The sequence below is a fragment of the Verrucosispora sioxanthis genome, assembly GCF_010560025.1.
Classification (GTDB): domain Bacteria; phylum Actinomycetota; class Actinomycetes; order Mycobacteriales; family Micromonosporaceae; genus Micromonospora; species Micromonospora palythoicola.
The window spans coordinates 801,479-818,119 of sequence record NZ_SAIY01000002.1 but is presented as its reverse complement, the minus strand read 5'-3'; the positions used below and the strand labels follow the sequence as shown (position 1 = coordinate 818,119).

Below are 16,641 nucleotides of genomic sequence, written 5' to 3'. Positions count from 1 at the left end.
AGAGGTTCATTGAAACAAGGTGATGTGACAGCTCGATTTCCCGTCGCCAGGCCACCCGCGATCGATCGGTGGCGGGCAACGAAGCCGTATCGGGATCGCAACGAACCCGTATCGGTCCCGATCGGTCCGTGCGGCTAGGGTCGAGCGGCACTCCAGCGGCGTCCGGCCGGTGCGTCCGGTGCGGCATCTGCCAGGTAGGCTGGCTGCGCTCGCCCGTTGTGGGTCGGCACCCAACTGCGTACACAGTCAGGAGTGCCCAGTGCCTCGCGTCGTCGTCGACGTCATGCTCAAGCCCGAGATCCTCGATCCTCAGGGCCAGGCCGTCGCAAACGCGCTGCCCCGGCTCGGCGTCAACGACGTCGCCTCGGTACGGATCGGCAGGCGGATCGAGATCGACTTTACCGGTGAACCGGACCTGGACCGGGCCCGGGAGATCGCCGACAAGCTGCTCGCCAACCCGGTCATCGAGGACTTCACGGTCCATCTGGTCGAGACCGACGAGCCCGCGGAAGCCCGGCCGTGACCGCCCGGGTCGGTGTGGTGACGTTCCCCGGCTCGCTCGACGACGGGGACGCCGCCCGGGCCGTACGGATCGCCGGCGCCGAACCGGTCCGTCTCTGGCACGGCGAGGCGGAGCTGCACGGGGTGGACGCCGTCGTCCTGCCCGGCGGCTTCTCCTACGGTGACTACCTGCGCTGCGGCGCCATCGCCCGGTTCGCGCCGGTGATGGAGAAGATCATCGACGCGGCCGGTGGTGGCCTGCCCGTGCTGGGCATCTGCAACGGCTTCCAGATCCTCTGCGAGGCGCACCTGCTGCCCGGGGCGCTCACCCGCAACCAGCACCTGCACTTCCGCAACCGCGACCAGATCCTGCGCATCGAGGCGACCGGCACCGCCTGGACGAACACGTTCCAGCCGGGCCAGGAGGTGCTGATCCCGGTCAAGAACGGCGAGGGCTGCTACGTCGCCGACCCGGCGACGTTGGACCAGCTGGAGGCCGAGGGCCGGGTCGTCGCCCGTTACGTCGGCGGCAACCCCAACGGATCGCAGCGCGACATCGCCGCGATCACCAACCAGGCCGGCAACGTGGTCGGCATCATGCCGCATCCCGAGCACGCGGTGGAGGCGCTCACCGGCCCCTCCCTCGACGGTCTCGGCTTCTTCACCTCGGTGCTCAAGCACCTGGTGGGGGCGCCGGCGTGACCGTGCGCGGCGGGATCATCGGTCGGCTCACCCGCCCGTCGGGCGGCGAGCGCAACAAGGAGACGTCATGACCACGCACCCGGACCCGGTGCGGGAGAACCCGGAGGCGGTGCCGGCCCAGCCGGTCGCTCCGGCCCGGCACGCCGCTGTCCCGGCGGCCACCGACTGGGCCCACGGGGTGGACACCGTGCCGCGCGCCGCGGGCACCCCGGAGGAACTTCAGCCGTACACCGAGCTGGGGCTCGCCGATGACGAGTACGACCGCATCCGGCACATCCTGGGCCGCCGGCCGACCCAGTCCGAGCTGGCGATGTACTCGATCATGTGGAGCGAGCACTGCTCCTACAAGTCCAGCAAGGTGCATCTGCGGCAGTTCGGGGAGAAGGCCCCGCCGAGCGACCGGATGCTCGCCGGCATCGGGGAGAACGCCGGGGTCGTGCGGATCTCCGACGAACTCGCGGTGACCTTCAAGGTCGAGTCGCACAACCACCCGAGCTTCGTCGAGCCGTACCAGGGCGCGGCGACCGGTGTCGGCGGCATCGTCCGCGACATCCTGGCGATGGGCGCCCGTCCGGTGGCGGTGATGGACCCGCTGCGCTTCGGCGCCGCGGACCACCCCGACACCGCCCGGGTGCTCCCCGGCGTGGTCGCCGGTGTCGGCGGCTACGGCAACTGTCTCGGTCTGCCCAACATCGGTGGCGAGGTGGTCTTCGACCCCTGCTACCAGGGCAACCCCCTGGTCAACGCGCTCTGCCTGGGCGTGCTGCCGGTCGACCGGCTGCAGAAGAAGGACGCCACCGGCCCCGGCAACGTGGTGGTGCTGATGGGCGCCAAGACCGGCCGGGACGGCATCGGCGGCGTCTCGGTGCTGGCCAGCGCCACCTTCACCGAAGGCAGCGAGCAGCGTCGCCCGTCCGTGCAGGTGGGCGACCCGTTCATGGAGAAGCTGCTGATCGAGGCGTGCCTGGAGTTGTACGACGCCGAACTGGTCGTCGGCATCCAGGACCTCGGCGGTGCCGGCCTGACCTGCGCCCTGACCGAGACGGCCGCCTCCGCCGGCACCGGCATGCGGGTGTGGCTGGAGCGGGTGCCGCTGCGTGAGCCCTCGATGGAGCCGCACGAGATCCTGGCCAGCGAGTCCCAGGAGCGGATGCTGCTGGTCGTCGCGCCGGAGAAGCTTGAGGCGGTGCTCAAGACCGCCGAGAAGTGGGGCGTCTGGGCCACCGCGATCGGCGAGGTCACCGCGCCCGAGTCGGACGGTTCACCGGGCCGGCTGCACATCACCTGGCGGGACCACCTGGTGGTGGATGTGCCGCCGGGCTCGCTCGTGGACGACGGGCCGGTCTACGCCCGGCCGATGCGCGAGCCGGCGGACCTGATCCTGCTCCAGGCCGACCGGGCCGAGACGCTGCCCCGGCCGGGCGACCCGGACACGCTGCGCGAGACCGTGCTGCGGATGATCGCCTCACCCAACCTCTGCGACAAGACCTGGGTCACCGAGCAGTACGACCGCTACGTGCTGGGCAACACCGTGCTCGCCCAGCCGGAGGACTCGGGTGTGATCCGCATCGACGAGCGCACCGGGCTGGGCGTGGCGCTGTCCGTGGACGGCAACGGCCGGCACGCCCGGCTCGACCCGTACCAGGGCGCCAAGTTGGCGTTGGCCGAGGCGTACCGGAACGTGGCGGTGACCGGCGCGACGCCGATCGCGGTCACCGACTGCCTGAACTTCGGCTCGCCCGAGGACCCGGGCGTGATGTGGCAGTTCGCCGAGGCCGTACGCGGCCTGGCCGACGGCTGCGCCGAGCTGGGCATCCCGGTGACCGGCGGCAACGTCAGCTTCTACAACCAGACCGGGGCGGCGGCCATCCACCCGACGCCGGTCGTCGGCGTGCTCGGGGTGCTGGAGAACGTGGCCGACCGGGTGGCGTCGGGCTTCGTCCCGCGCGCCGGTGCCGATCACGACCAGCTCTTCCTGCTCGGCGAGACGCACGTGGAGCTCTCCGGCTCGGAGTGGGCCTGGGTCGTCCACCAGCACCTCGGTGGCGTACCCCCGCACGTCGACCTGGCCCGCGAGAAGCAGCTCGCCGGCCTGCTGGCCGACGCGGCCCGGGTCGGGCACCTCAGCTCCGCGCACGACCTCTCCGACGGTGGTCTCGCGCAGAGCCTGGTGGAGTCCTGCCTGCGCCATGGCGTCGGGGCGCGGATCGCGGTGCCGGAGCGTTTCGAGGGCACCTCGATGCCGTTCGTCTTCCTGTTCAGCGAGTCGGCCGGCCGGGTGCTCGTCTCGGTGCCGCGCGGTCACGAGAAGGCGTTCACCGCGCTCTGCGGTGAGCACGGCGTGCCGTGGGAGCTGATCGGCGTCACCGACCCGACGGCCGGCGCGCTGGAGGTGCACGGCCAGTTCCGGATCGGCCTGGACGAGCTGCGCGAGGCGTACACCGGCACCCTGCCGGCGCTGTTCGGCGGCGTGCAGCCGTTCGAGGTGACCGCTCCGGCGGTTGCCGACGTCGTCACCGACGAACCGGTCGGTGCGGTCGACCCGGCCGCCGACTCCGACACCGCGTCGGGGTCGACCCGGCCGGCACCACGACGACCGGTGCCGAGCAGGCGACCGACGAGCCGACACCGGCCGTACCGGCGTCGGCCGAGGCCGCGCCGTCGGTGGACCCGACCGAGGAGGCGGCCGACCGGCCGGCCGAGCGGGCCACTCCGCCGGTGCGTACCGGTCGCGTCGCGGCAACCCCGCCGTCGACCGGGGTCGCCGGTCCGGCTGACTCGGCGGGCAGCCACGAGGCATCCGGGGCGGACGCTCCGCAGCACGGTGACACCGAGCAGCCCCCGCGCCCGACGAGCGCTGAGGCGCTGGCCGCGGCCGTATCCGCCCAACCGGGATCGGGGTCCGGTTCGACTGGGGCCTGGCGGGTGCGGCCGAACTCGGCCGGGTCTGCGCCGCGCTGGTGGTGGTGGACGTGTTGTCGTTCACCACCACCGTCGAGGTGGCGGTGGGTCGGGGATGCGCGTGCATCCGTTCCCCTGGGGTGAGCAGGCCGCCGCGTACGCCCGCCGGGTCGGCGCGGTCGCCGCGACCGGCCGCCGGCAGGTCACCCGTGACCATCCGTGGTCGCTGTCGCCGGCCGCGCTGAGCCGGGCTCCGGTGGTGACCGACCTGGTGCTGCCGTCGCCGAACGGATCGGCGATCAGCGCCGCCGCCAGCGCCACCGGGCTACCGGTGGTCGCGGCCAACCTGCGCAACGCCCGCGCCGTCGGGCGTTGGCTTACCAGCCGGGGGTACGGCTCGACTGCCGCCCCCATTGGCGTGGTGGCTGCCGGTGAACGGTGGCCGGACGGATCGCTGCGCCCGTCGGTGGAGGACCAGCTGGGCGCGGCCAGCGTGCTGGATGCCCTCTCCGGGGCGCCCGGCGGGCTCTCGGTGGAGGCGGCCACGGCACTGGCCGCGTTGGCCAGCATCCCCGACGTACCGGCGGCGATCCGCGGCTGTGTCTCCGGCCGAGAGCTGATCGAGGGCGGCTTCGCCGAGGATGTCGAGATCGCGGTACGCCTCGGCACCTCCGACGTCATCCCACTGCTGCGGCAGGGCGTCTTTTCCGCCGCCTGACCGCCCGCGGTGCCCGGCGCTAGTCGTCGAGCCAGTCCAAGCGGCGGCCGCCACGGTCCTGGGGTGCGCCGTCGGGTCGCCCGCGGCCGGCCTGTGCCGGGTCGCCGTAGCCACCCTGGCCGTAGCCACCCTGGTCATAGCCTTCGTCGTAGCCACCACGTTGGCGTGGGGGCTCCTGGCCGTACCCGCCGCTGGCCTGGCCGCCGCCGTAACCACCCTGGTCGTACCCACCACGTGACGGTGCGTCCTGGCCGTATGCGCCGCCGTAGCCACCCTGCTCGTAGGCGCCGTCGTAGCTGGTGTTGTCGTAGCCACCGCGTTGGTGCCCGGCATCCTGGCCGTAGCCGCCGGCCGGCTGGTCGTATCCACCATTCGGCGACGCGCCGTAGCCGCCACCCGACTGACCCGCAGCGTAGCCCCGGTTCGGGTCGGCCTGACCGTAGCCGCCGCCCGGCTCACCCTCGCCGTAGCCGCGAGTCGCGTCGCTCTGGCCGTACCCGCCCGACTCGCCGTGCCGGTAACCCCGCGTCGGGTCGCTCTGGCCGTAGCCGCCGGTGGGCTCGTTGCGGCCGTAGTCGCCGCCGGCCTCGCTCCGCCCGTAGCCGCCCGACTCGGTCTGGCCGTAGCCCGGCCCGCCGGCGTCCGGCTGGTACATCCCGGTGGCGTACGGGTCGGCGGGAGCCGGGTAGGCCGTTTCCTCACCCTGGTAGCGGCCGGTCGGCTCGTCGTACCGCTCGCCGTAGCCGCCACCCGCCGGGGGATAGTCCGGGCCGGCGTTGCCGGCACCGTAGTCGCGGCTGCCGTAGCCGCTGCCGGACGACGGGCTGTTGCCGTAGCTGCTGCCGGAGGCCGGGGCGTTGCCGTAGCCGCTGCCCGACGAGGGGGCATTGCCGTAGCCGCCGCCGGACGAGGGGGCGTTGCCGTAGCCCGCAGCGCCGTAACCGCCCGGCTCGTCGCCGTAGCCGCCGGCACCGGACCAGCCACCCGGTCCGCTCGCCGCGCCGTAGGGCTGCGGCGGTGCGCCGTAGGGGTCCGGCGGGACATCGTCGACCACCGGCTGGTGCATCATCGTCGGCGCGTTGGCCAACCCGGGACCGCCGACCATCGTCGGGTCCGGTGCGGCACCGACCCGGTTCACCACCCGGGTCTGGTCGTCCGCGCCGGCGAACGAGCCACGGGCGGCCGGGACCGCGCCGGCCGGAGCACCGGCGGGCACGTCACCGTCCGGCTCGCCGTCCTCGTTCTCCTTGCGCTTCATCCACAGCAGCACGATCGTGCCGACACCGACGGCCACGAAGAGACCACCCAGCAGGATGAGCAGCCAGTTGCCGAAACCGCCGGAGTCCTCGTTGGAGGCCGCGGCCTGGGCGGCGGCGCTCTCGGCCGCGGTCTCCTCGTCCTCGCCGAGTTCGTCCTCGAACGGGTCCTCGGTCGGCACCGCCGACTCGCTGGCCGACGGGCTGGCGCTCGGGCTCTCCGAGGCCGCCGCGATCGGGAGGGTGATCCGCCGACCGGTGATGCTCTGCCCGGCGTTGGCGGTGAAGCTCGCCACGGCGTTCTTGTTGTCGGCGCTCGCGCCGATGTCGATCCGCCCGGGCGCGATCGGGTTGTCGCTGCTGCCGGTGAACCGGAAGTTGCCGTCGCCGTTGGTGGTGGTGTCCCGCTGCTTTCCGGCACTGTCCTTGAGCAGGACGTACGCGTTCGGCACCGCCTCGCCGCCCTGGTTGACGACCTTGCCGGAGATCGACCGCACCGTCTGCGGCGCCTGCGTCGTCGGCGGCGGTGGCGGTGCCTGCTCACCACGGACGGTTAGCTGAAGGTTGGCGGTGTCGGGCTCGGAGTTGTCCGGTTCTACCTGCACGGTGACGCCACTGGAGCCATTCCGGGCGTTGTCGTTGGCCCGCAGCGTCAGTAGTTGTGTTTTCGGCGCTGGCCCGTTGAACTCGATGCTTCCGCAGCCCCTGGCGCAGCTCACGCCAGATGGAAGCCCGGTCAGACTGATCTCTGCGCTGGTGTCATCCTCGCCTGGGGTGATCTGCAAGGTCACCGTGGCGTCGCTTCCGGCATTGACGGTCACCGAGCCGGGCACGACGTTGACGGAAGCGGCGGAGGCGGGTGTGGCTGGGACGGCGAGCAGGGCACCGATCATCAGCGCCACGACCACACCGGCCCGCTTGTGCCAGGCTCGTCGGTGTGTTGACACGTCCACCGCCTTCCGGACTGACCTCCCCTGTCCGGCGGGTGCCGGGCGGGGGAATATCACGGTACGAATACGCCGTCGGCAACTATGCCTTGTCCGGCCGGATCGGCGCGACCCAGGGCCAGCGTGACGGCCGGCGCGGTCACGCCGTATCGTCCCGTCGTGTCCTCTCCGTACATAAAGTCCGCCTCGGTCGCGGCGGCACTGTCGGCGCTCGATGAGGGGCGTACACCTGAACGGTCGGTGCTCCGCGAGGCGGTCAGGGCCCTGTTGACCCTCCTCGCGGACGGTGCCCCCGGCCGATCGGTGGAGGTGCGAGTCCCACCTTACGGTGCAGTTCAGTGCGTTCCGGGGCCGCGACACACCCGCGGTACTCCGCCGAACACGGTGGAGATGGATCCGGAAACCTGGCTCGGTTTGGCGACGGGACGACTCGACTGGGTGCGGGCGGTCACGGAGGGTCGCGTAAAGGCGAGTGGTGCTCGCGCGGACCTGTCCGCGTATCTGCCCCTCGAACTGCGGTGACGGCTGAGACTGGATGACACAGAGCGCCGATAATGTGACTGTATGTGGCGACATGGATTCGCGTACACTGTCAGGCGACGACAGTGTGGTCCCCGGCCGAGAGGTGCGGAGCAACCCCCGTGGTTCCGCCAGGCCAGTCCAGACCAGCAAGAGGGAGCGGCAGGTGCCCCGAGGCGACGGCCGGCTGAGCCACGACCTTGATCCCCAGCGACCCGGCCCCCAGGACGCGTGTGGTGTCTTCGGCGTCTGGGCCCCGGGGGAGGAGGTCGCCAACCTGACCTACTTCGGGCTGTACGCGTTGCAGCACCGGGGGCAGGAGGCGGCCGGGATAGCGGTCAGCGACGGCTCCGGCGTGGTGGTCTACAAGGATCTCGGCCTGGTGGCCCAGGTCTTCGACGAGCCGACGCTGGCCAGCCTGCGTGGTCACGTCGCGATCGGGCACGCGCGTTACTCCACCACCGGCGCGTCGACCTGGGAGAACGCCCAGCCGACCATCCGGGCGACCAGTTCGGGCACCACCATCGCGCTGGCGCACAACGGAAACCTGGTCAACACCGCCGAGTTGCAGCGCGAGGTGGCCGAGCGCGGCCTGGGCACCGACGGTTCGACGAACGACACCTCGTTGGTCACCATGCTGCTGGCCAGCCGGCCGGATCTCTCCGTCGAGGCTGCCGCGCTGGAGGTGTTGCCGCGACTGCGGGGCGCGTTCAGCTTCGTCTTCATGGACGAGTCGACCCTTTATGCCGCGCGCGACCCGCACGGCGTGCGTCCGCTGGTGCTGGGCCGACTGGAGCGCGGCTGGGTGGTGGCCAGCGAGACCGCCGCGCTGGACATCGTCGGTGCCAGCGTGGTCCGCGAGGTCGAGCCGGGCGAGCTGATCGCGATCGACGCGGAGGGGCTGCGGTCCACCAGGTTCGCCGCCCCCGAGCCCAAGGGCTGCCTCTTCGAGTACGTCTACATCGCCCGCCCGGACGCCACCATCGCCGGCCGCAACGTGCACGCCGCCCGGGTGCAGATCGGGCGGCAACTGGCCAAGGAACACCCGGTCGACGCCGACCTGGTGATCCCGGTGCCCGAGTCGGGCACGCCGGCGGCGATCGGCTACGCCGAGGGATCCGGCATCACCTACGGTGCCGGCCTGGTGAAGAATCCCTACGTCGGCCGCACCTTCATCCAGCCGTCGCAGACGCTGCGCCAGCTCGGCATCCGACTCAAGCTCAACCCCCTACGCGAGAACGTACGGGGCAAGCGTCTGGTCGTGGTCGACGACTCCATCGTCCGCGGCAACACCCAGCGCGCGATCGTGCGGATGCTGCGCGAGGCCGGCGCGGTGGAGGTGCACGTACGCATCTCCTCGCCGCCGGTCTCCTGGCCGTGCTTCTACGGCATCGACTTCGCCACCCGTGCCGAACTGCTCGCCAACGGCCTCGACAACGACGGCATCCGGCGCTCGATCGGCGCGGACACGCTGGGCTACGTCTCGTTGTCCGGCCTGATCGCCGCGACCGAGCAGCCCAAGACCCGACTCTGCCGCGCCTGCTTCGACGGGGAGTACCCGATCGAACTGCCGGTCGGCAACCTGATCGGCAAGCACGTGCTCGAAGGAATCGGCCGCCGGGTCGCCAACCACTCGGCCGACGAGATCGGATCCGCCGAGCAACTCGTCCCGCAACTCGACAACTTCGGCAACCGCCAACCGTCGGCGACCACAAACCGCCCGTAGCACCACCCGGCTGCGGCGCCGGTCACCGTCGACGCGACAGCCGAGAACCACAAAGGGGAGAACCGTGACGCACGTGTCCGAGCGCAGCGGCGCAGGAGGCAGCCCGAGCGGCGCTGGCGGGGACCGTCAGCCCTGGACGGCCGGTTCCGGCCGTCCGGCGCGCAAACGCGCGGTCTCGTACGCGGACGCCGGGGTGTCCATCGAGGCCGGTGACCGTGCCGTGGAGCTGCTCAAGTCGAAGGTGAAGCAGACCCGCCGGCCGGAGGTGATGGGTGACCTCGGCGGTTTCGCCGGCCTGTTCCGGCTGGACACCACGAAGTACAAGCACCCGATCCTGGCCTCCTCCACCGACGGCGTCGGCACCAAACTGGTGATCGCCCAGCAGATGGACATCCACGACACGGTCGGCATCGACCTCGTCGCGATGGTCGTCGACGACCTGGTCGCCTGCGGTGCGGAGCCGCTGTTCCTGCTCGACTACATCGCCACCGGCGAGGTCGTGCCGGACAAGGTCGCCGAGATCGGCGCCGGCATCGCCGACGGCTGCCGGTACGCGGGCTGCGCGCTGCTGGGTGGGGAGACCGCCGAGCACCCGGGTGTGCTGCGCCCCGACGAGTACGACATCTCCGCCACCGGTGTCGGTGTGGTGGAGGAGAGCGAGATCCTCAGCTCCGAGCGGGTCGAGGTGGGCGACGTGGTGATCGCGATGCGGTCGTCGGGCCTGCACTCGAACGGTTACTCCCTGGTCCGGCACGTCCTGCTCGGTGCCGGCCGGATGCGACTGGACGTGGTGATCGACGACTTCGGCCGCCAGCGCACCCTCGGCGAGGAACTGCTCACCCCCACCAAGATCTACGCGCAGGACTGCCTCAAGCTGATCGCCGAGGCCGAGGTACGGGCCCTGGCCCACGTCACCGGCGGTGGCATTCCCGGCAACCTGGTGCGGATCCTGCCGGAACACGTGGACGCCGTGGTCAACCGGTCGACGTGGAAGCCGCAGCCGGTCTTCGACCTGGTCCAGTCCAAGGGCCGGATCGAGGACCCGGAGATGGAGGCGACCTTCAACATGGGCGTCGGCATGTTCGCCATCGTGTCGGCGGAGGACGCCGACCGGGCGCTGGCCACGCTCACCGGACGGGGCGTCGACGCCTGGCAGGTCGGCGAGATCATCGAGGGCACCGGTGAGGTGCGGATGGTCGGCCAGCACACCCGAGGATGATGACTTTGCGCTGATCGTCCGACCACCTGATCAGGGCTTCACCCGAGTGGCCGTCGCCGCCTAGCCTGAAGGGCACCCTCGAGAGCTGTGGGGCGGGCCCAGGCCGGGTCGCGCCCGGCAGCCCAAGACCGCTACGGAGGAGGGCGATGGCTGCGCGGGGACGGTCATTGGGCGGGATGCGGGGCCTGGCCACCGTCCCGTCGTATGTCGTGATGCAGCCCACCACCCTCTGCAATCTCGACTGCGCGTACTGCTACCTGCCGTTTCGGGCGGCGGACCGGCAGATGCCGGTGGCGGTGGCCGAGGCGGTGGCCGCCTCGGTGAACCGGTGGGCGGCCACCGACCGGTTCTCGGTGGTGTGGCACGGCGGGGAGCCGCTGGCCGCCGGCCGGGAGCGGCTGGCGGCGTTGATGGCACCCTTCGGGCCCGAGGTGGAGCACCACGTCCAGACCAACGCCACCCTGATCGACGACGCCTGGTGCGAGTTCTTCGCCCGGCACCGGATGCGGGTGAGCGTGAGCGTGGACGGGCCTCGGGAACGCAACGGTGAGCGGGTCACCCGGGCGGGTCGGCCGGCGTACGACCGGATCGTCCGCGGGGTGGCCGCGTTGCGTCGGCACGGGCTGCCGTTCTCGGCGCTCGCGGTGGTGAACGACCCGTCCCCCGGCCGGGCCACCGAACTGTACGACTACTTCCTCGACCTCGGTTGTGAGGTGCTCGGCGTCAACATCGAGGAGACCGAGGGCGTCAACACCCGGGACAACGCCCATGCCGCCCCGGCCGTGACCGGGTTCTGGGCCGAGCTGGTCTCGGCCTGGCGGCGGGATCCCCGGATCCACCTGCGGGAGGTGGAGTGGTCGTTGCGGTACGCCGCGGCGGTGCTGGACGGTACGGCGGACGACCTGCTGCCCGGCCGGCTCGACCCGATACCGACCGTGGCGTACGACGGCTCGGTCGTGGTGCTCTCGCCCGAACTGGCTGGTTTCACCGATTCCCGCTACGGCGACTTCTCCAGCGGAAGCGTGCTCACCACCCCGTTGCACACCATCCTGGCCGCGGCGGAGCGCACAACCTGGGTCGGTGAGTTCATCGACGGCGTGGAGGCGTGTCGCTCCTCCTGCCCGTACTTCGGCTTCTGTGGCGGAGGCCACGCGGCGAACCGCTACTTCGAGCTGGGGCGTTTTGACGGTACGGAGACCGAGCACTGCCGCAACAGCAAGATCCGCCTACTGGAGGGAGTGTTGGAGCATGCCCGAGACCACCAGTCACCGGGAGCCTGAGACCGCGACGGGAGACGAGCCCGACCGGGTCGCCGACCGGGTGCGGGCGGTCGCTGCCGGACTCAACGCCCTGCTCCACGAGGCCGAGGTCGCGCGTCGACTACGGGCGGAGGTGGCCGGTGGCGACGGAGCCAGTGCGGTCTGCGCCTGGAACCACTTCGAGAACATCCCGACGTTCTACAACTGGAACAACCGTCCCCGCTGACCCGTCGGTGCCGAGGGCCCGCCACGCCGCCGGAACAGCATCCGGCCATGGTGGGCCCTCGACTCGTCGGGTGCTGCACGCCGCCGCCTAGCGGGCACATGCGTGAGCACGCGGGGAGTCACCGCGTGCTCAGATGTGACCGGGGGTCAGCGGGTCGGACGGACCCAGTTGTCCGGGTCGTCGTCGGAGTGGTCCTCGTCATCGTCGACGTACTCTTTGTAGTCGTCGTCGAAGTTGCGGTCCGACTTGCCGCTGCCGCCGAGTTCTCGCTGCAAGGCGGCGAGGTCGGTGTTCGGGGAGTGGTACTTCAGCTCCCGGGCCACCTTTGTCTGCTTGGCCTTAGCACGGCCGCGCCCCATGGCTCGACCCCCTCGCACAGAATGCGGGGCAGCCCGAAGGCGGGCCCCGATGACGTCAGGCATCTCTCGTGGCTCTTACGGTACATGGGGATGCCACCGTTCGGCACCTCGGGTTACCTACGACCGCGACCGCGCGTTGCGGTTGTCAGGACGTCACCCAGTGTACCCGGTAAGGAGCGATACTGGGATCGGCCGTGACATGAGGGCAAATCTCCACGAACACGTCGTATGTTCAGATTAGCCGGCCAGGGTGTCGGGGGCGGGACCACCGGGCCCCGCCCCGACGGCGTGTCGTCAGCGCAGATGAATCGCGCGCAGTCGGCCGATCTCGGCCATCCGCCGCTCGGCCAGCCGGTCCGCCGCCACGGCCGGCGGCACGCCGTCGGTGTCGGCGAGGCGGAGGATCTCCCGCGTGGTGTCGTAGATCCGGGTGGCCCGCAACTTGGCCCGCTCGAAGTCGAAGCCCTCGATCTCGTCCGCGACCTGGATCACACCGCCGGCATTCACCACGTAGTCGGGCGCGTAGAGGATGCCCCGGTCGGCGAGCAGCTTCTCCACGCCGGAGTGGGCGAGCTGGTTGTTGGCCGCCCCGGCGACGACCTTGGCCCGCAGCGCCGCCACCGTGTCGTCGTCCAGCGCGCCGCCGAGGGCGCACGGGGCGTACACGTCGATGTCGGCGGCGACCAGGGCGGTAGCGTCGTCGACGAGGTGGACCTCGGGGTGGGTGGTGCGTGCCCAGTCCAGGGCCCGCGGGTTCACGTCGGTGGCGACCACCTCGGCGCCGTCCTCCGACAGGTGACCGACGAGGTACTTGCCGACCTTGCCCAGCCCGGCGACGCCGACCCGCCGACCGCGCAGCGTCGGCACGCCCCAGACGTGCTCGGCCGCCGCCCGCATGCCCTGGAAGACGCCCCAGGCGGTGAGGATCGAGGAGTCACCCGCGCCGCCGTGTTCGACGCTGCGGCCGGTGACGTACCGGGTCTCCCGGGCGATCACGTCCATGTCCGGCACGTAGGTGCCGACGTCGCAGGCGGTGTAGTAACGACCGCCGAGGGACTCCACGAAGCGGCCGTAGGCGCGCAGCAGCGCCTCGCTCTTGACCTGCTCGGGGTCGCCCCAGATGACCGCCTTGCCGCCGCCCAGGTCCAGGCCGGCGAGGGCGTTCTTGTACGCCATGCCGCGGGAGAGGTCGAGCACGTCGGCGAGCGCGGCCTCTTCGCTGTCGTACGGGTAGAACCGGGTGCCGCCGAGCGCGGGACCCAGCGCGGTGGAGTAGATGCCGATGATCGCCTTCAGGCCGGTCTGCTTGTCCTGGCAGAACACGACCTGTTCGTGACCCGTGGCCTCCGGGTCGTCCGTGGTGGCGAATACGCCCATGACTGGCTCCTGTGTCGGCGGGCGCCCTCGTGAGGCGCGGACCTGGTCAGCCGGCGGGGATGCTGCCGGTGCTGCGAGCCTAGTATCGGCGGGCGTCGCGCCGTACCCCAGTGGTCGCCGTCCCGCCCCTCGGGCGGCCCGTCCCGGCCCCACCTCCGCCGCGGACGAGGCGGCGCGCAGCGCTTTGCCCGGGTTGCTCCTGCGCCGCGCCAGGTCGCCCGGTGACGCCGAGCAACGCTCGGCTTGCCGTTCGTGGGAGGATCGCGCCGTGCCGTCGCTCTTCGCTTCATACCTGCGCGTGTACGAGCCGCTGACCGCCTTCGACCGGGACCGCCAGTCCTACTGGCGGCGCTACGTCGAGCAGGGGCGGGCCGTGGCGCCGGTCGAGGGGCCCGGCCGGCAGCGGACCTCGGTCATCGAGGCGCTCGGTGCCGGGTGGACGCGGCTGCCGGACCTGCCGGACGAGGCGTACGTGCTGGAGACCGACGAGACGCTGCTGGTGTGCCCGTGGAACCTGCGGATCCGGGTGGCCGAGGCGGCGTTGAGCGCGCGGGACGGCGTGCCGCCGGTGCTGGCCGATGCCTTCGTGCCGCCGGTGCTGGCCGGGCAGGCCAAGGCGGTGGTGGAGGACTGGCGCAGCGGTGCCCGGGTGCTCGAGCACGGCGTTCCCCGGGTGCACGAACAGATCGCGACCTGGGGCGTACCGCTGCGCTGGTTCGTGCTGTTCGAGCCGGAGGAGCGCAACCACGTGACCGTCCCCGACCGGCGCTCGCTGCGCTTCCGGACGGAGATCTCCAAGGCCCGCCGTCGCTCGTCCCGGGCGCTCGCGGTGCTCCGCAAGTCGGTCGGCGACGCGCCGATCACGGAGGCGGTCGAGGAGGCGGCCCGCTGGCTGGAGGAGTTCCACCCGCGGTCGGTGGTGGAACTCGACTACGGCGGGCTGGTCGAGCTGCTCTCGGACGAGACGCTGGCCGAGGACGACTCACCGGAACTGGTCGCGGCCGGGTTGGCCGGGCTGTCCCGGGGCGAGGCGGAGGAAGCGTCGGCGGCGTACGACAAGTTGGTCGCGCGATGGCGCGCGGTGCAACTTCTGGAGCGTTGCAACTAGGGCCTTAATGTCCCAATTTCCGGGCCCAACGCGAGGCTGCTTCGTAGTTGACGCATCACGAACCGTGATCATGAGTCCGAATAAGTTACTTTGTGGCGTGTAAAAGTCGTATAAATCGGGCATGGTTCATCCGTCCGTCTAGGGACGTTCGGCCGTTCGGCCCATGTCGGACATCGGGGACTAGCCGGACCATGGGAGACGCGTCGGCCGGCGGGACCCCGGCCGATGTCTATACATGTGGAGGAGTGACCGATGGCATCGCGAACGCACGAACCAGAGCCGCTACTCACACCGGCCGAGGTGGCGTCGATGTTCCGTGTCGACCCGAAGACGGTGACCCGTTGGGCGAAGGCTGGCAAGCTGAGCGCCATCCGGACGCTCGGCGGTCACCGCCGATACCGCGAGTCTGAGGTCAGGGCACTGCTGCAGGGACAGATTCCGCAGCAGCGCCAGGGGGACTGACCACACGGTTGATAACACAGCTTCACGAAGGGCGGCGGACCTGTTCCGTCGCCCTTCGCCATGTCCGGGCCGGCGTGCCCCGAGCATCGGGCCGGAACGTCAGTCGGTCAGCTCCACCCGGATGCCCACCGTGCCACCCTCGCCCCGGCGCAGCCGGCTGCCGAGCAGGGTCAGCCGGCCGATCACCCGGTACTTCTGCTTGATCAGGCCACGGATGCGATTGGTCGCGCCCGGGTCGTACAGGCTCGCCCGGGCCGGCACCGCCTCGCCGTGTGGTCGGCCGCGTACGTCGCAGGGAGCGACGGTGACCTGCCCGCTGCGGCGGATCCGTTTCACCTTGCCGGCGTCGGCCGCCGACCACACCGCCAGGGCGTCGCCGTCGCGGACCGCCCAGACCGGGGTCGGCACCGCACGACCGTCTTTCCGGAACGTCGTCAGGAGGATGTACTTCTCGGCGGAGAGGCGGTCCAACGTGGTCACGCCGCCAGGATACGGGCGCTGCGGCCAACTGACCGGCCGGATAGCGTGAAGCGTGTGACGGGGGAACCACGAACCGGTGACGTCTTCGGGGAACTGCTGCGCGACGCGCTGGCGGTGGCGACCGGCATCGGTCCCCGGCCGCTGGCCGGTGGGCGCCTGCCCCGCCCGGTCATCGAGATCATCGAGCGGGACGACGGGCTGGTCAACGGCGCACCGGCCGCCCACTATCTCGACGGACCGCAGGACTGGCAGCCGCACGACCACCGCGCGGTCGACCGGGTGCGCGGCGCGACGCTGGACGTCGGTGTCGGCGCCGGACGGATCGCGTTGCTGCTGCAGGAGCGGGGCGTACCGGTCACCGGGCTGGACACCTCGGCCGGCGCGTTGCGGGTGTGCCGCCGCCGGGGCGTACGCGACCTGGTGCACGCGACCGTGGACGAGCACGCCGCGAGCGGGCGGCGGTACGACACCTTCCTGCTGCTCGGCAACAACCTCGGCCTGCTGGAGGGGCGGGAACGGGCGCCGGCCTTCCTCGCCGCGCTGGCGGCGGTGGCCCGACCCGGCGCGCAGGTGATCGCGCACGGCACCGACCCGTACGGCACCCGCGATCCGGTGCACACCGCGTACCACGAGCACAACCGGCGGCGGGGCCGCCTCGGTGGGCAGTTGCGGCTGCGGCTGCGCTACCGCGAGCTGGGCACGCCCTGGTTCGACTATCTGGTCTGTTCGCCGGAGGAACTCGCCGAGCTGGTGCACGGCTCGCCCTGGCAGTTGGTCGACGTGGACAACCGCGACGCGCCGTACTATCTCGCAACCCTGCGGCTGGCCCGCTGACCTCGACGCAGCGCGTGTGGAAACGTCAGGAGGGCCCCTGTCGCACC

14 protein-coding genes and 2 pseudogenes are annotated in these 16,641 nt (G+C 71.4%); 12 read left to right on the top strand and 4 right to left on the bottom strand.

Annotated features, from left to right (window positions below; all coding sequences use genetic code 11):
* Window positions 1-259: 259 nt before the first annotated feature.
* The 4 genes and pseudogenes from purS (at window position 260) to ENC19_RS31770 (ending at window position 4,822) form a co-directional block, all read left to right on the top strand.
* Entirely contained in the window at window positions 260-523 is a 264-nt protein-coding gene (purS, locus tag ENC19_RS09010) for a phosphoribosylformylglycinamidine synthase subunit PurS (RefSeq protein WP_164446664.1), read from the top strand.
* Complete coding sequence (gene purQ / locus ENC19_RS09005) at window positions 520-1,203, top strand: phosphoribosylformylglycinamidine synthase subunit PurQ (protein WP_164446663.1); 684 nt, start codon at window positions 520-522, stop codon at window positions 1,201-1,203. Before purS ends, purQ begins: the two co-directional genes overlap by 4 nt.
* Before the next feature lie 67 nt (window positions 1,204-1,270).
* Window positions 1,271-3,820, top strand: a pseudogene (purL, locus tag ENC19_RS09000) (phosphoribosylformylglycinamidine synthase subunit PurL); the annotation flags it as partial.
* 248 nt (window positions 3,821-4,068) lie between these two features.
* Window positions 4,069-4,822 (top strand): annotated as a pseudogene (locus ENC19_RS31770) (2-phosphosulfolactate phosphatase).
* Window positions 4,823-4,841: 19 nt separating this feature from the next.
* On the opposite strand, the gene ENC19_RS08990 reads toward ENC19_RS31770, so the two are convergent.
* Window positions 4,842-7,025 (bottom strand): carboxypeptidase-like regulatory domain-containing protein, encoded by a 2,184-nt coding sequence (locus ENC19_RS08990; RefSeq protein ID WP_328824185.1) that lies wholly within the window; start codon window positions 7,023-7,025, stop codon window positions 4,842-4,844.
* 159 nt (window positions 7,026-7,184) lie between these two features.
* Between ENC19_RS08990 and ENC19_RS08985 the strand changes: the two genes are divergently transcribed.
* From ENC19_RS08985 to amcA, 5 genes are all read left to right on the top strand, one after another.
* Window positions 7,185-7,547 carry a sterol carrier family protein gene (locus tag ENC19_RS08985; RefSeq protein WP_164446662.1) on the top strand — a complete coding sequence of 121 codons (363 nt, stop codon included), beginning with the start codon at window positions 7,185-7,187 and terminating at the stop codon, window positions 7,545-7,547.
* Between the two features lie 163 nt (window positions 7,548-7,710).
* Window positions 7,711-9,270 (top strand): amidophosphoribosyltransferase, encoded by a 1,560-nt coding sequence (gene purF, locus ENC19_RS08980; RefSeq protein ID WP_164446661.1) that lies wholly within the window; start codon window positions 7,711-7,713, stop codon window positions 9,268-9,270.
* 64 nt (window positions 9,271-9,334) lie between these two features.
* Window positions 9,335-10,489 carry a phosphoribosylformylglycinamidine cyclo-ligase gene (gene purM, locus ENC19_RS08975; RefSeq protein WP_164446660.1) on the top strand — a complete coding sequence of 385 codons (1,155 nt, stop codon included), beginning with the start codon at window positions 9,335-9,337 and terminating at the stop codon, window positions 10,487-10,489.
* A 176-nt stretch (window positions 10,490-10,665) separates the two neighbouring features.
* Window positions 10,666-11,769, top strand: coding sequence for a cyclophane-forming radical SAM peptide maturase AmcB (amcB, locus tag ENC19_RS08970; RefSeq protein WP_301282340.1), 1,104 nt, complete (start codon window positions 10,666-10,668; stop codon window positions 11,767-11,769).
* Complete coding sequence (gene amcA / locus ENC19_RS08965; RefSeq protein WP_164446656.1) at window positions 11,738-11,974, top strand: multiple cyclophane-containing RiPP AmcA; 237 nt, start codon at window positions 11,738-11,740, stop codon at window positions 11,972-11,974. The genes amcB and amcA overlap by 32 nt, the downstream gene beginning before the upstream one ends.
* A gap of 146 nt (window positions 11,975-12,120) precedes the next feature.
* Here the strand turns inward: amcA and ENC19_RS08960 are convergent, their stop codons facing one another.
* Both ENC19_RS08960 and ENC19_RS08955 read right to left on the bottom strand, forming a co-directional pair.
* Entirely contained in the window at window positions 12,121-12,333 is a 213-nt protein-coding gene (locus ENC19_RS08960; RefSeq protein ID WP_093403828.1) for a DUF3073 domain-containing protein, read from the bottom strand.
* A gap of 294 nt (window positions 12,334-12,627) precedes the next feature.
* Window positions 12,628-13,710 carry a Glu/Leu/Phe/Val family dehydrogenase gene (locus ENC19_RS08955; RefSeq protein ID WP_164446654.1) on the bottom strand — a complete coding sequence of 361 codons (1,083 nt, stop codon included), beginning with the start codon at window positions 13,708-13,710 and terminating at the stop codon, window positions 12,628-12,630.
* Between the two features lie 268 nt (window positions 13,711-13,978).
* On the opposite strand from ENC19_RS08955, the gene ENC19_RS08950 reads away from it, so the two are divergent.
* Window positions 13,979-14,818, top strand: a complete 840-nt coding sequence (locus ENC19_RS08950; RefSeq protein WP_164446652.1) for a hypothetical protein — start codon at window positions 13,979-13,981, stop codon at window positions 14,816-14,818.
* A 252-nt stretch (window positions 14,819-15,070) separates the two neighbouring features.
* Window positions 15,071-15,280 carry a BldC family transcriptional regulator gene (locus ENC19_RS08945; RefSeq protein ID WP_007073996.1) on the top strand — a complete coding sequence of 70 codons (210 nt, stop codon included), beginning with the start codon at window positions 15,071-15,073 and terminating at the stop codon, window positions 15,278-15,280.
* Window positions 15,281-15,379: 99 nt separating this feature from the next.
* Here ENC19_RS08945 and ENC19_RS08940 read toward each other — a convergent pair whose 3' ends face one another.
* Window positions 15,380-15,760, bottom strand: coding sequence for a PPOX class F420-dependent oxidoreductase (locus ENC19_RS08940; RefSeq protein WP_164446650.1), 381 nt, complete (start codon window positions 15,758-15,760; stop codon window positions 15,380-15,382).
* 54 nt (window positions 15,761-15,814) lie between these two features.
* Here ENC19_RS08940 and ENC19_RS08935 point away from each other — a divergent pair, with 54 nt between their 5' ends.
* Complete coding sequence (locus ENC19_RS08935) at window positions 15,815-16,594, top strand: class I SAM-dependent methyltransferase (protein WP_164446649.1); 780 nt, start codon at window positions 15,815-15,817, stop codon at window positions 16,592-16,594.
* The last annotated feature ends 47 nt before the right edge of the window (window positions 16,595-16,641 follow it).

Coding starts and splice junctions, on each gene's coding strand:
- amcA (WP_164446656.1), top strand. CDS start 11,738: ATGCCCGAGACCACCAGTCACCGGGAGCCTGAGACCGCGACGGGAGAC.
- amcB (WP_301282340.1), top strand. CDS start 10,666: ATGCGGGGCCTGGCCACCGTCCCGTCGTATGTCGTGATGCAGCCCACC.
- ENC19_RS08945 (WP_007073996.1), top strand. CDS start 15,071: ATGGCATCGCGAACGCACGAACCAGAGCCGCTACTCACACCGGCCGAG.
- ENC19_RS08955 (WP_164446654.1), bottom strand. CDS start 13,710: ATGGGCGTATTCGCCACCACGGACGACCCGGAGGCCACGGGTCACGAA.
- ENC19_RS08960 (WP_093403828.1), bottom strand. CDS start 12,333: ATGGGGCGCGGCCGTGCTAAGGCCAAGCAGACAAAGGTGGCCCGGGAG.